Source organism: Bacteroides acidifaciens (assembly GCF_903181435.1).
Taxonomy (GTDB): Bacteria; Bacteroidota; Bacteroidia; order Bacteroidales; family Bacteroidaceae; genus Bacteroides.
In genome coordinates, this window is record NZ_CAEUHO010000004.1 from 84,373 (window position 1) to 99,239 (window position 14,867).

At 39.7% G+C, this 14,867-nt stretch carries 9 protein-coding genes; all 9 read left to right on the plus strand.

The annotated features are described in order from the left end of the window. The first annotated feature begins 186 nt into the window (after positions 1 to 186). The 9 genes from CLIN57ABFB40_RS12545 (at position 187) to CLIN57ABFB40_RS12585 (ending at position 14,860) form a co-directional block, all read left to right on the plus strand. Positions 187 to 1,161 carry a glycoside hydrolase family 5 protein gene (locus CLIN57ABFB40_RS12545; protein ID WP_175631211.1) on the plus strand — a complete coding sequence of 325 codons (975 nt, stop codon included), beginning with the start codon at positions 187 to 189 and terminating at the stop codon, positions 1,159 to 1,161. Positions 1,162 to 1,283: 122 nt separating this feature from the next. Continuing rightward, on the plus strand, positions 1,284 to 4,535 hold the full coding sequence (locus tag CLIN57ABFB40_RS12550; RefSeq protein WP_175630432.1) for a SusC/RagA family TonB-linked outer membrane protein: 3,252 nt from the start codon (positions 1,284 to 1,286) through the stop codon (positions 4,533 to 4,535). Positions 4,536 to 4,547: 12 nt separating this feature from the next. Then, a complete protein-coding gene (locus tag CLIN57ABFB40_RS12555; RefSeq protein WP_175631212.1) occupies positions 4,548 to 6,311 on the plus strand; it encodes a RagB/SusD family nutrient uptake outer membrane protein in 1,764 nt (587 codons plus the stop codon). A 29-nt stretch (positions 6,312 to 6,340) separates the two neighbouring features. Then, complete coding sequence (locus CLIN57ABFB40_RS12560; RefSeq protein ID WP_175630433.1) at positions 6,341 to 7,513, plus strand: glycan-binding surface protein; 1,173 nt, start codon at positions 6,341 to 6,343, stop codon at positions 7,511 to 7,513. A gap of 59 nt (positions 7,514 to 7,572) precedes the next feature. Beyond that, on the plus strand, positions 7,573 to 8,658 hold the full coding sequence (locus tag CLIN57ABFB40_RS12565) for a glycoside hydrolase family 5 protein (RefSeq protein ID WP_175630434.1): 1,086 nt from the start codon (positions 7,573 to 7,575) through the stop codon (positions 8,656 to 8,658). 18 nt (positions 8,659 to 8,676) lie between these two features. Beyond that, positions 8,677 to 11,247 (plus strand): glycoside hydrolase family 2 protein, encoded by a 2,571-nt coding sequence (locus CLIN57ABFB40_RS12570; RefSeq protein WP_175630435.1) that lies wholly within the window; start codon positions 8,677 to 8,679, stop codon positions 11,245 to 11,247. Positions 11,248 to 11,257: 10 nt separating this feature from the next. Then, positions 11,258 to 12,298, plus strand: a complete 1,041-nt coding sequence (locus tag CLIN57ABFB40_RS12575; protein ID WP_175630436.1) for a glycoside hydrolase family 5 protein — start codon at positions 11,258 to 11,260, stop codon at positions 12,296 to 12,298. 4 nt (positions 12,299 to 12,302) lie between these two features. Further along, the gene (locus CLIN57ABFB40_RS12580) at positions 12,303 to 13,664 is read left to right on the plus strand and encodes a DUF4038 domain-containing protein (RefSeq protein WP_175630437.1); all 1,362 of its coding nucleotides are present in this window, start codon (positions 12,303 to 12,305) and stop codon (positions 13,662 to 13,664) included. Positions 13,665 to 13,690: 26 nt separating this feature from the next. Beyond that, positions 13,691 to 14,860: a glycosidase gene (locus CLIN57ABFB40_RS12585; protein WP_004298408.1), complete on the plus strand. Its 1,170-nt coding sequence runs from the start codon at positions 13,691 to 13,693 to the stop codon at positions 14,858 to 14,860. Positions 14,861 to 14,867 lie beyond the last annotated feature (7 nt).

The following is a 14,867-nucleotide window of genomic DNA, read 5'->3' on the forward strand; positions in this document are numbered from 1 at the left end:
CTGTTATCATATTTATTTTCCGGCTTAATCTTTCTTTGTATATATATAATTAAGGTAATATACTCTTGCCTTAAATAAATGGCAAGAAAAGTATCAGTATATGATAACAAAGTACTTTTTTACATATTTTTTTTGTGCTTACTTTGCAATGTCCATCTTATATGTTATATCTAATTTATTATGAAAATGAAGAAAGTCATTTTGTTTATCACCTTATTCTCCATGATATCATTATTCAGTTACAGTAAAGATCCTGTAAAACAATGGGGACAACTACAAGTGAAAGGTAATCAATTATGCAGCCAAACCGGAGACCCTATTGTATTAAGAGGGGTTAGTTATGGCTGGCACAACCTATGGCCCAGATTCTACAATAAGCAATCTGTAAAATGGTTGAAAAAAGATTGGAAATGTACCGTTTTACGCGCTGCCATGGGGACAGTTATTGAAGACAACTACATTGAAAATCCGGAATTTGCATTAAAATGCATGAATAAAGTGATTAAAGCGGCAATTAAAAACGACCTCTATGTAATAATCGACTGGCATACTTATTATCCACAAAAAAAAGAAGCAAAAGCATTTTTCTCAATGATGGCACAGAAATATGGTAAATATCCTCATATTATTTATGAAATATACAACGAACCTATGGAGGACAGTTGGGAAAGTGTGAAAGAATATGCAACTGATATTATCTCTGAAATACGTAAATATGATCCTGATAATATTATTCTTGTAGGCAGCCCACACTGGGACCAAGACTTACACCTGGTAGCAGAAAGTCCTTTAGAAGGATTCAATAATATAATGTATACCCTCCACTTCTATGCCGCCACTCATAAACAAGAGTTACGGGATAGAGCTGAAGCAGCATGGGAAAAAGGAATTCCCATTTTTGTATCAGAATGTGCAGGCATGGAATGTACTGGCGATGGTCCATTAGATATACCAGAATGGACTCGTTGGGTAGAATGGCTGGAAAGCAAAAAGATCAGCTGGGTTAACTGGTCCATTTCAGACAAGAACGAAACTTGCTCCATGATTCTTCCGAGAGCAAACAAAAACGGAGGATGGAACGAGTCTTTAATAAAACCTGCAGGACGTCAAAGCCGTAAGTTTATCCAACAATACAACTCACATATTTATAAAAATAAATAATGATAAAATAATATCAGTTTTAGGCAAATAACGTCAATAATTTACATTCCTTATTTACTAGCTTTGCATAAATAAAATATATACGAGATTTTATACTAAAGTTAATTTTAAATTTGATAAAAATGAAGAAGAATCTCTTTTCTTTTCCCCGCTCAAAAGTGCGGATGCTAAAAGGATCAAAAGGAGTCTGGCTCTTTTTGATTATGTTCTGGATGATAAATACTGCTGCCTCAGCAGCAAGTATTGAGATCAAAGGTACTGTAACAGACAGCAAAGGTGAACCTCTGCCCGGAGTTAATATTGTTGAGTTAGGAGTTAAAAAGAACAATGGTACCATCAGTGATTTAAATGGTAAATATACTATAACAGTAGAAAGCCAAAAATCTGTTCTTCAGTACACTTTCATCGGTTATAAAACAACAGAAGTCACTGTAGGAAACCGTAAAACAATCAATGTTTCACTCAAAGATGATACTCAATCTTTGGATGAAGTAGTAGTTGTCGGCTATGGTACAATGAGGAAAAAAGATTTATCCGGAGCCGTTGCTTCTATTAAAAGTGATGACTTGATGCTTGGTAACCCGACTAGCATTTCCCAAGCCCTACAAGGAAAATTAGCTGGTGTACAAGTAAACCAAAGTGACGGTGCTCCCGGTTCAGGTGTAAGTATCACCATCCGTGGTGCTAACTCATTCTCTACAAATTCACAACCACTTTACATTGTCGACGGTATTCCGTTTGAGGTAGGAGATACTCCAAGCAGTAAAGCCAACGAAGGCAACAACTCCACAACTAATCCTCTTTCATTGATCAATCCTAACGACATCGAATCAATCGACATTTTAAAGGATGCTTCTGCAACAGCCATTTACGGTTCTCGTGGAGCTAATGGTGTCGTATTGATTACCACTAAAAGAGGTCGTGCCGGAGACGCTAAAGTTGAGTTCTCAGCCAACTTCGGACTTTCCAAAATAGCCAAAATGGTCAAAATGCTGGATGCTTACACCTATGCTAATTATGTAAATGAGGGTGTAATCAACGGAGCTGCTTATGACAATCTTCCCTATTCATACCTTCCTTATCGTGGGAAATGGAACTACCGTCGCGACGAAAACAATCAAATCGTTCCCAACTCCGGTAAATACTATGCTTCACCGGAAGATTATCTCAATCCGGGTTATCGCGAAGACGAATACGGCAATAAAGAATGGGTAGAGAGCACCAATTGGATGGACGAAATCCTACAAGATGCATTAACACAGGAATACAATCTTAGTGTATCAGGAGGAAATGAAAAGAGCAACTATGCATTTTCAGGCAACTATACAGACCAGACAGGTATTATCAAGAATTCTGGTTATGAACGTTTTGCTGTTCGTGCAAACATCGGAAGCCATGTGAAACCCTGGTTAAATACGGGACTAAATATCAACTTCACCCGTTCGTTAACTAAGTTTGCCAAGTCAAATTCTTATGATTATAGCATCATCCGTTCTGCCATGCTTTATTTACCGACATTGTATGTAGGAGACAAGACAGAAGATGATTCTTATGCATGGTTGTCAGCCAATCCACGTACATACGTTAATACAGCTAAAGATGAGCTGAAATCAATCAATGTATTTACTTCTGCGTTTGCCGAAATTAAAATCCTCGACTGTTTGAAATTCCGTCAGAATCTAGGTATCAGTTATTCAGTAAACGATCGTGCAAGTTACTACAATCGTGAAACAGGAGAAGGTAAAGCATCCAACGGACGTGCTGGTAAGAGTGATAACTTCTGGCAGAACTTAACAGCAGAATCATTGGTTACTTTCGATAAGACATTTAACAAGTTACATCATCTCAATGTAGTAGCTGGTTTCACTTACGAAAAATCGGACTGGGGTGGAAAAACAATGAATGCGTCCAACTTCCCGACTGACATCACACAAGATTTCGATATGAGCCAGGCATTAAATATTGAAACACCGGCCAGCTATCGAGGTCAAGCAGTTCTAGTCTCTTTATTAGGACGTGCCAACTACACATTCAAGGATCGTTATATTTTCACAACATCATTCCGTCGTGACGGTTCAAGCCGTTTCGCTCCGGGAAATAAATTCGCGAACTTCGCTTCAGGAGCAGTAGCATGGACCATATCGGAAGAAGAATTCATCAAAAACCTGAATATATTCAGTAACTTAAAGTTGCGACTCAGCTACGGTCAAACCGGTAATCAAGCTATCAGCAGTTACCAGACTATCGCTTCACTTGCACCATCCAATTACCCTCTGGACGGAACATTAAGCAGCGGATTTGCAGGACAAACTTACAAAGGTCCTTTGAACGATAAACTCAAATGGGAAACAACCGACCAATATAATGTCGGACTCGACATGGGATTCTGGAATAACAGAATTAGTTTATCCGCTAACTATTATTACAAGAAGACCAATGACCTGCTACAAAATGTATCTATACCGAACAGTACCGGTTATACTACAATGTGGACGAATTTCGGGCATGTAAAAAACAAAGGAGTTGAATTAACTGGTAAAATCATTGCATTAGATAAAAAAGATTGGAGCCTAGACTTCGACGGAAACATCTCTTTTAATAAAAATGAAATCGGAGGTTTAACAGCTGACCAATATGCTAACCAATTATGGTATAGTGCCAAAGAAGTATTTCTGCAAAGAAACGGACTACCTATCGGAACAATCTTCGGCTATATAGAAGACGGCTTCTATGATAATATAGCAGAAGTCCGTGCAGATCCAATATATGCTAAAGCATCTGATGATGAGGCTCGCAGAATGATCGGTGAAATCAAATACCTGGACAAAAACAATGACGGAAAAATAACGTCAGAAGACCGCGCCATCATCGGTGATACCAATCCTGACTTTATTTACGGTTTGAACGCCAATTTGCGATGGAAAAATCTGACTCTGGGATTGTTCTTCCAAGGAACTCATGGAAATGATATTTTTAACGGAAACTTGACTAATATCGGAATGAGTAGTATTGCAAACATCACTCAAGATGCTTATGATTCACGCTGGACACCAGAGAATGCAGCTAACGCCAAATGGCCTCGCGTCACCACTGCAATGACTCGTGACATGAAACTCTCCGATCGTTATGTAGAAGATGGTTCTTACTTCAGACTAAAAACAATCAACTTAAACTACAATTTCGGTTCAGTCATAAAAGGTATTAGCAATTTGTCTGTTTTCGGTACAGTAACAAACGTATTCACGATTACAGATTATAGTTGGTTTGATCCAGATGTAAACGCCTTTGGTTCTGACGCTTCTAGAAGAGGAGTTGATATTTTCTCATACCCGAGCAGCAGAACATATTCAATAGGTTTTAAATTAACTTTATAATCTCAAGAAATGATGAAAAAGAAAAATATATTCATATATCTGATGGCATCCAGTCTCCTATTATCTGGAGCAGTAATGACATCATGCGAAAGTATGATCGAAGAAAAGCCTTTCGACTTCATTGTCCCTGAAGATGTTGAGGATTCTGATAATGGTGCCGACATGTGGGTAACAGGAGTATATAATACATTACACGAAGCCATGTTCAGATACGGTAGTTTCCCACGACCGCTGGATTATGACTGTGATTATATTTCTGGTGCAGTATGGCAGTTCAGCCAGTTTGGAAGTGGTAACTTCCAGGGAGGTAACGGACAAGCCGATATACTTTGGACCGGAATGTACTCGTTGATTAACCGGGCAAATATAGCGGTCTCCGAAATCAATAAGATGCAGAATGTATCGGAGGAATTTAAAAAGAATGCATTAGGAGAATGTTATTTTCTTAAAGCATGGGCATATTTCTACTTGGTACGTGCTTATGGAGCTATCCCTATTTATTCGGTCAGTGTAAACGAATCCGGACAATATACTAACAATCCGCGTATTCCGATTGCAGAAGTCTACACAGAAACAATCATACCTTTGCTTAAAGATGCTAAAGATATGATTTATAAAAACACAGATAATGGTTTTAAACCCGGAAGAGTCTGTGCTGCAACTGCAGCAGGTTTGTTAGCCAAAGTATATGCAACTATCGGTTCTGCTTCCATGTCTACCGGAGAACAAATAACAGTAAAAACCGGTGCACCGTTTGTTATGCAGAATGTAAATGGTACTATGACCAAAGTGTATACAGAACCTGTTCCTACAACATTCTCCAAGGATCAAGTTGCCGGTTACGAAAGCTTTTCTTCTCAAGAATATTACAGACTGGCCTACGAAGTTGCGGGAGATGTTATCGGAGGAGAATATGGGACACACAAACTTGAGGACTATGATTTGATTTGGTCTCCTTCCGGCAAGACTTGTAGTGAACACTTATTCAGTTTACAAACTAAATCCGGTGATGAATTATACGGTACACTATTCAGTTCGCACTACTGTGGCAAACTCAATGCAGCAGGAAATATAGACAATAGTTTAACGGTAGGATGTAGAAAACACTGGTATCTATTGTTTGAAGAAAAAGACTACCGCGTGGACAAAGGAGTGTTGCATTGTTGGATACGTCAGAACTCCGATACAAGTTGGGGTGGCGGTTCATATTATCCGAACTTCGGGAAATGGCAACGTATGGTTGAAGCCAAAGAGCCTCCGTTCGATAATCCTAAAGTAACCTCCGGATGGAGATGTGATGAAGCTGGTTCAGAACAGTTCTTTGCTTTCACCACTAAATATTCACAACAAATAGCCGATCAGACTCAACCTCGTACAGATGCCAATTACCCATTTTTACGTTATGCTGATGTTGTTCTAATTTTTGCAGAAGCAGCTAATGAATTAAATGGTCCGACAAAAGAATCGGTAGACGCTTTAAATGATGTCCGCACCCGTAGTAACGCAACAGGTAAAGAACTGGCAAACTTTACAGATAAAACCAGCCTGCGTTCTGCAATCCTTGAAGAACGTGCAATGGAATTAGCCTTGGAAGGCGATCGTCGTTGGGATTTAATACGTTGGGGAATTTATTTGCAGGCAATGAATGCGCTAGGCGGAATGGATGAAGCTAATAACGTAAAACAACGTTCCAGTAAACATCTGCTATTCCCGATTCCGACTCTTGAGATCCTGACGAACCAAGGAATTAATGAGAATAATCCTGGTTGGGATTAATCACTTATAACCATGTAAAAATACAGATTATGAAGAAAATAAAATATTTTGCAATAATCGCAGCATCCATATTTACTTTAACATCCTGTACGGATATTGTTGAAGTCGACGACCTGAAAGCCAAAGAAAACAAACCGTCAACAGGTGCTCCGACTGTAGACAAAGTTGTTTTGGCAACAGATGCTGAATTTCCCATTGAGGGAGCAAATTTCGAACAAATAGTACGAATTGAGGGAACAAATCTCGGAGATATCACTTCTCTAAAATTCAATGATATTGAAGTAGATAGTAAAGAGATATATTCAACCTACGATATGCTTCTCGCACCTATTCCCCGTGCACTTCCTAAAGAAGTGACAAACACGATTTATATTACAACCAAGCACGGAGAGTTAAGTATTCCTTTTGTTGTTTCCATCCCTGATTTAACAATCAATGGACTCAAGAATGAATTTACCCAACCGGGAGATACGACAGTTATTACAGGTGACAACTTTGACCTCTACGGTATTACAATCGAAGAAGCAATTGTTAATCTAGGTAATTTACCGGTAAATGTACTCGCTGCCACTCGTACAGAGCTAACAATAGAAATTCCGGCAAATGCCACTCCAAAATCTACTCTTACTATAAAAGGAGCCAATATGGATGAAGCATACCAACTTACATACATGGATCCGGGAGTATCTCAACTTTTTGATTTCAATAATTGGCCGGGAAGCGGTGCCTTTACACATTCCAGCCAATTTCCTGATGCCCCTAAAAATTTCTTATGTGACGGCACATTAGAAGGACAACCGGAACCATTAGTAGAAGGAGGAAAATATATTCGATTCAATAATTCCGTGAAAGCTTGGGGATGGATGGTTATGTGGGCCGGATATATTACTGTACCGGCAGAAGTAGCTACAGATCCTTCATCATACGATTTAAGATTTGAAATCTGTACTGGAGCTAAATTCCCGATATCAGCCCAGGCACGTATCATCTTAGGAGATTATGGATGGTATCCTTCCAAAGGAGGAATTCCGGTCAATACTTATGGCGGATGGCAAACAGTACGGATCAGTGCTGACACAGAAACAATGTTGCCCAATCCTATTGATCCTAATACCAACACGCCTTTCAAAATCGTATTTTCTCCCGAATCTGCTCAAGATTTTGATTTAAGTATGTGTAATTTCAGATTTGTTCATAAATAAAAATAAGAAGGGAGCGCTTTAGTATGGGCGTTCCCTCATAACCAAAAATGATTCGATTTATGCTAAAAGACTTATTTTCATTATTAACGATTGTAGCACTTCTATTTTCATCTTGTTCCAAATCAGACGAAGAAGAAAATGGTGATGAGCCTCAACCAACCAAACAAACTGTTTACTTTGGAGTTAACCTGTCAGGAGCTGAATTTGGAAATGTGTATCCGGGAGTAGATGGTACCCACTATGGTTATCCCACAGAAAAAGACTTGGATTACTTTAAAGCCAAAGGCTTTTATCTGGTACGTTTTCCTTTTCGTTGGGAACGCATACAACCCACAATGAATGGGGAATTAAATGCAACAGAACTGGCAAAAATGAAGAAATTCGTCAAAGCTGCCGAAGATAGAAACATACAGATACTTCTGGATATGCATAACTTTGGAAGATATTGTGTATATTGCGACGGTCAAAGTTCACAAAATAATCAATATGCAATCATTGGTAATGCACGATGCACTGTTGACAATTTCTGTGACGTATGGAAGAAACTGGCAAAAGAGTTTAAAGACTATAAAAATATCTGGGGTTACGACATCATGAATGAGCCCTACGAAATGCTGACATCGACACCATGGGTTAACATAGCCCAAGCCTGCATTAATGCCATCCGCACTATAGATACTAAAACGACCATCATAGTTAGCGGAGACGAATTCAGTTCTGCCAGACGGTGGAAAGAATGCAGTGACAATCTGAAAACTCTTACAGATCCAAGTAATAACCTGATATTCCAGGCACATATATATTTCGATTCAGATTCTTCTGGAAACTATAATAAAGGATATGACGAAGATGGTGCAACCGTTCAAACAGGGGTGGCTCGTTTGAAACCTTTTGTTGACTGGCTGAAAGAGAATAATAAACGTGGATTCGTTGGTGAATATGGTATACCTGATACTGACGGTCGTTGGGTGGATATTCTTGATGCAGCACTTAAATATCTACAAGAGAATGGAATAAACGGAACTTACTGGTCTGCCGGTCCACGATGGGGTGATTATCCCTTATCTGTCCAACCGACCAATAATTACACACAGGATCGTCCGCAATTAAGCACGCTCCTGAAATATAAAAGTACACAACAATAATCAGAATAAATACTGTCCATGAGAACTCGAATCATCCCTATTATCACTTTACTGCTATCTACTCCAATGGTTATTGCACAAAAATCAATGGATGAGATAGACAGAGAAAGCTTTGCAGCAAAGCTATCTCCAATGGAAGTAAAAGGTATACAGATGACTGAAACAGGAAATATTCCTCTTGTCAGAGATACTCCTGCAAACATCTTTTTGGACGGAACCTGGCAACTGGCAGAAGGAGGAACTGAAAAAGAACGTTTACACACTATCTGGACAGATCAAATACCTGCCCATGTGCCTGGTAGTATTCACACCGCATTAGTAGAAAATGGAATCATACCCGATCCATACATCGGACAGAATGACTCTATTGCAGAAAAACAATCTTACAAGACATGGTGGATGAAGCGGGAGTTCGAACTAGACTCCCCCTCATCTCACTGTATATTATCTTTTGGCGGAATTGCTAACAAATGTACAATATGGCTCAATGGAAAACTTTTAGGAACACACGAAGGTATGTTCGGAGGGCCCGATTTTTCAATAGGTAACTATTTAAAGAATAAAAACACTCTCATAGTAAAACTAGAAGCCATCCCTCAAATGTTTCTGGGCAACTGGCCTCCCAACGCAAATGAAAGTTGGAAATATACAGTTGTATTCAATTGCGTTTATGGATGGCATTATGCACAAATCCCATCATTAGGAATCTGGCGTAGTGTTCAATTAAAAGAACAAGCCGCAGTAGAAATAGAATCACCCTTCATCGCTACTCGTTCGCTCGATGGTCAAATGCGCTTAACTCTTGATCTGCATAAAAAATCATCTCCATTAAAAGGAGTATTATATGCAGAAGTATCTCCCAAGAACTTCAAAGGAATAACACAATATTATCGTTTCGACATAAATAGTCCGAAAAAACAGGAAACTTTATCTTTAGACTTTCAAATCAAAGATCCGCATCTTTGGTGGCCCAATGACAGAGGAGAACAATCACTATACGACCTCAACCTATTCTTCGTTCCACAAAAAGGGAAGACAGCCCATACAAAAACGTCGTTCGGTATACGGACTATTGAGATGAGACCATTAATTGATGGTGCTAAAGAAGATTATTATAACTGGACATTCGTCATCAATGGCAAGCCGATGTTCATAAAAGGAACAGGCTGGTGCACTATGGATGCATTAATGGACTTCTCAAGAAATAAATATGAGCATTTGCTCCAGATAGCCCAAAGCCAGCACATACAAATGCTAAGAGCCTGGGGAGGAGGAATGCCCGAAACCGATGATTTTTACGAATTATGCGATAAATATGGTATTTTAGTCATGCAAGAATGGCCAACGGCCTGGAATAGCCATAACACACAACCGTACACTATCCTGCAAGAAACAGTGGAAAGAAATACCAAACGATTAAGAAATCACCCTTCTCTTATTATGTGGGGAGCAGGGAATGAATCGGATAAACCATTCGGACCTGCAATTGACATGATGGGACGACTTAGTATCGAACTTGACGGAACACGTCCCTTCCATCGTGGGGAAGCCTGGGGAGGCAGCCTGCACAATTATAACTGCTGGTGGGACGATGCTCATCTTAATCACAATTTGAATATGACCGCTCCTTTTTGGGGAGAATTTGGGATAGCATCATTGCCTCACATCGAGACAGTGCGTAGATATTTGGACGAGGAAAAAGAAGTGTGGCCTCCCCGAAGGAGCGGTAATTTCACGCACCACACTCCTATTTTCGGAACGATGAGAGAAATGGAGAAACTCACTCAATATTCCGGTTATTTTATGCCAAAGGATTCGCTGGCTTCTTTCATCCTCGGGTCACAGTTAGCACAAGTAGTAGGAGTGCGCCATACATTAGAACGGGCACGCACATTATGGCCTCATACTACCGGAGCACTTTATTATAAGATGAACGATAATTATCCTGGTGTATCATGGTCATGTGTAGACTATTATGGTATCATCAAACCCGTTCACTATTTTGTGCAAAAGTCTTTTGCTCCGTTAGCAGCAGTCATGCTGTTTGACCGCAGCAACCTTGCCAGTCAAGAAGTCAGTCTTCCTGTCTATCTACTTGATGACTGCCAAACATTAGAGAAAGAACCTTATCAAGTCAAAGTGTCTATATACAATGCATTACTAGATACTGTTGCCACCCATACTTTCAACGGTACCGGCGATGATAATGTCGTCAAAAAACTAGGAGAAATAAATCTGAATAGAGAACAAACCAAATCGACCATGCTATTCTTTGTTCTGGACATAATCAAAGATAACAAAAACATATATCGGAATTATTACTTTACCAATTACGAAGTACGTCCGGGCTCCATCGTATCAATGCCCCAAACAGAAATTAAAATGAAACGCACAGGTAATATGGTGACTTTAACAAATACAGGAAAGCACCCTGCTATCGGAGTACACGTAGAAGTACCAGAAAAAATGGACCAACTTATCGTTTCGGAGAACTATATATGGCTTAACCCACAGGAATCAAAAATATTAAAAATAAATTTGGAATCTCCAGTTATTGTAAAAGGCTGGAATCTTCAATCACCCTATTAAACAGAACATTATGAAAAAAGTTTTTATTTCGGCTTTTCTACTACTTAGCCTTCTTACTCTAAATGGATGTAAAAGTAATCAACCTCCGGTAAAAGAGACTGGTGAACCTTACGGAGTAAACTTGGCATGCGCGGACTTCGGTTCATCTTTCCCCGGTGAGTATAATAAAGACTATACCTACCCGACAGATCAAGACCTCGAATATTGGCAAAAGAAAGGGCTGAAACTTATCCGGTTACCATTCAAATGGGAACGGCTACAACTTGATTTAAAAGGACCGTTAAACCAGCATGACCTCAATAAAATGAAAGAATTGGTCAGAGCAGCAGAGAAACGCGATATGGTGGTTATTCTTGACTTACATAATTACTGTCGCCGCTTCATGAACAACGAACATACCCTCATTGGAAACAACGGATTAACAATCGAAGACCTAGCTTCTTTCTGGCAAGCTATCGCTAAAGAATTCTCCACTTTTAAAAACATATATGGTTACGGGCTAATGAACGAACCACACGATCTAGCCTCGGAAACCAAGTGGTTCGACATGGCACAAGCATCCATCAATGCCATACGAGAAGTCGACACAAATACGCTTATTATGGTAGGCGGCAACGACTGGTCATCAGCAGAGCGTTGGATCGAGCAGAGTGATACACTCAAATTCTTAAAAGACCCGGCTAATAACCTTGCTTTTGAAGCTCATGTATATTTTGACAAGGATGCATCCGGTACGTACAAATATTCATACGAAGAGGAAGAATGTTATCCGGAGAAAGGAATCGACCGGGTAAAACCATTTGTAGAATGGATTAAACAGAATAAATTCCATGGTTTTATCGGAGAATATGGAATCCCCGACAATGATCCCCGTTGGAATGAAACCCTCGACTTATTCTTGGGATATTTGCAAGAAAACGGAATCAATGGTACATATTGGGCTGCGGGTCCGTGGTGGGATACCTATTTCATGGCAATCACCCCCAAAGACGGGAAAGACAGACCGCAAATGCCTATCATTGAGAAATATACAAGTACCTTTAAAAAATAGAATTATGTTCAAACGATTCTCCATCTGCTATATTTTATTCATGTTTTGTATAACTGGAACTTCCGCCCAAGAAGACCGGTGGACAGGAAACGCCACGAATCTATCCAAAGGAAACTTAAGGGTAAATTCGTCAGGACGTTACCTGGAATACACTGACGGAACTCCTTTTCTCTACATGGGAGATACAGCATGGGAACTCATCAGCCGCTTAAATGACAAAGAGACTGAACAATATCTGGAGAATCGCAGGGAAAAAGGATTTACCGTCATACAAACGGTAATCCTAGATGAATTAGATGATATGGATGTTTCATCTAACGGAGAACCTAAGTTAATTGACGGCAATATTGACAAGCCCGCTCCCGGCTATTTCACTCATGTAGACAAAGTTATTTCTTTGGCAGCAGCCAAAGGTTTATACATAGCTCTACTACCAACCTGGGGAGATAAGGTAGACAAACAATGGGGAAAAGGACCGGAGATTTTTACACCGGAAAATGCATATAGATACGGCAAATGGTTAGGAGAACGCTATATGAACGCCCCCAATCTGATATGGATAATAGGAGGTGATCGAAGTGGAGACGGAAAAAACTTTGCCATTTGGAATGCATTAGCAACCGGTATTAAAAGTGTAGACAAAAACCATTTGATGACCTATCATCCTCATGGAGAGCACTCATCCTCATTCTGGTTTCACAATGCTTCCTGGCTGGATTTTAATATGTGCCAATCCGGACATGCACAACAAGATTTCGCAATCTATCAACGCCTGCTTTTGCCCGATTTAAAAAAGGAACCACATAAGCCATGCATGGATGGAGAACCCCGATATGAAAATATTCCGATCAATTTCAAAAAAGAAAAGGGAAGATTTGGTGACGATGATGTCCGCCATACACTTTACCAGAGTATGTTCAGCGGAGCTTGCGGATATACATACGGCTGTAATGATATATGGCAGATGTTTGATACCGGGCGTGAACCTAAATGTGATGCCGACACTCCATGGTACCAATCAATGGATAAACAAGGAGCATGGGACTTAATTCACTTTCGCAGATTATGGGAAAAATTTGACTTTACTCAAGGAAAAAACCAACAAACCATCTTTGGCGATATACCTTTAGAAAATGAAAACTATCCCGTAGCATTCGGCAACAAAGACTACTTATTAGTGTATTTTCCACAAGGTGGAGAGAGAACGATTTATTTGCCTTCAATGAAAGCATCCAAACGGTCTTTAAAGTGGATGAATCCTCGCAATGGAAGAATCACATTCTATCAAAATACAACAACAAATACCATTCCCATATCCTCTCCCACAAAGGGAAAAGGAAATGACTGGATTTTAATTATAGAGTAATTAACCGAAAAAAATAACTATAGAATATGAAAAGTAATAGATTAGAAGAGCTAACACAAAATTATGAAGCTCTTATCAACCGAAAAAATGAGATATGTAACAATAGCAACGGTATATATAAACGTTACTACCACCCTGTATTAACAGCAGAACATGCACCACTCATCTGGAAGTATGATTTTGATGAAAAACAAAACCCATTCATGGAAGAAAGAATTGGTATCAACGCTGTAATGAATACGGGAGCCATCAAGATCAATCATAAATACTATCTTGTGGCACGTGTGGAAGGAGCAGACCGAAAATCATTCTTTGCAGTAGCAGAAAGTAATAGTCCCGTAGACGGATTTCGTTTTTGGGATTATCCGATAGAAATGCCGGAGACAGACATTCCTGATACCAATATGTACGATATGCGCCTGACCGCACATGAAGATGGATGGATTTATGGCATTTTTTGTGCGGAACGCAAAGATACAAACGCTCCAGCCGGTGATTTATCTTCCGCAGTAGCCGTTGCAGGTATTGCACGAACAAAAGACCTGAAAACATGGCAACGCTTGCCGGATCTGAAATCTCCGAGCCAGCAACGTAACGTAGTGCTTCATCCGGAATTTGTGAATGGGAAGTATGCCCTGTATACCCGCCCTCAAGATGGTTTTATTGACGCCGGCAATGGAGGAGGTATCGGATGGGCACTCATAGATGACATCTGTCATGCCGAAATAAAAGAGGAAAAAATCATCAATAAACGGTTTTATCATACGATCAAGGAAGTAAAAAATGGAGAAGGGCCACACCCCATTAAAACTCCACAAGGATGGTTACATTTAGCACATGGTGTAAGAGGATGCGCAGCCGGATTACGCTATGTATTATACTTATATATGACTTCTTTAGAAGATCCGACAGAAATTATAGCTGAACCTGCAGGTTATTTCATGGCCCCTATAGGAGAAGAAAGAATCGGTGATGTATCGAATGTATTATTCTCAAACGGATGGATTGAAGATGATAACGGAAAAATTTATATCTATTATGCGTCTTCGGACACCCGTCTTCATGTAGCCGAGTCAACAGTAAGCCAGCTTGTAGATTATTGTCTGCACACGCCAACCGACGGTTTCCGTTCTATAGAATCTGTGAAGCGGATCATTACTATGGTAAACCACAATAAACAATACCTGAAACAATAAATACATC

What these genes read in the sequence shown, in the direction of transcription:
- CLIN57ABFB40_RS12555 (WP_175631212.1), top strand. Translation starts at nt 4,548, where the DNA reads ATGAAAAAGAAAAATATATTCATATATCTGATGGCATCCAGTCTCCTA.
- CLIN57ABFB40_RS12565 (WP_175630434.1), top strand. Translation starts at nt 7,573, where the DNA reads ATGCTAAAAGACTTATTTTCATTATTAACGATTGTAGCACTTCTATTT.
- CLIN57ABFB40_RS12545 (WP_175631211.1), top strand. Translation starts at nt 187, where the DNA reads ATGAAGAAAGTCATTTTGTTTATCACCTTATTCTCCATGATATCATTA.
- CLIN57ABFB40_RS12560 (WP_175630433.1), top strand. Translation starts at nt 6,341, where the DNA reads ATGAAGAAAATAAAATATTTTGCAATAATCGCAGCATCCATATTTACT.
- CLIN57ABFB40_RS12580 (WP_175630437.1), top strand. Translation starts at nt 12,303, where the DNA reads ATGTTCAAACGATTCTCCATCTGCTATATTTTATTCATGTTTTGTATA.
- CLIN57ABFB40_RS12585 (WP_004298408.1), top strand. Translation starts at nt 13,691, where the DNA reads ATGAAAAGTAATAGATTAGAAGAGCTAACACAAAATTATGAAGCTCTT.
- CLIN57ABFB40_RS12570 (WP_175630435.1), top strand. Translation starts at nt 8,677, where the DNA reads ATGAGAACTCGAATCATCCCTATTATCACTTTACTGCTATCTACTCCA.
- CLIN57ABFB40_RS12550 (WP_175630432.1), top strand. Translation starts at nt 1,284, where the DNA reads ATGAAGAAGAATCTCTTTTCTTTTCCCCGCTCAAAAGTGCGGATGCTA.
- CLIN57ABFB40_RS12575 (WP_175630436.1), top strand. Translation starts at nt 11,258, where the DNA reads ATGAAAAAAGTTTTTATTTCGGCTTTTCTACTACTTAGCCTTCTTACT.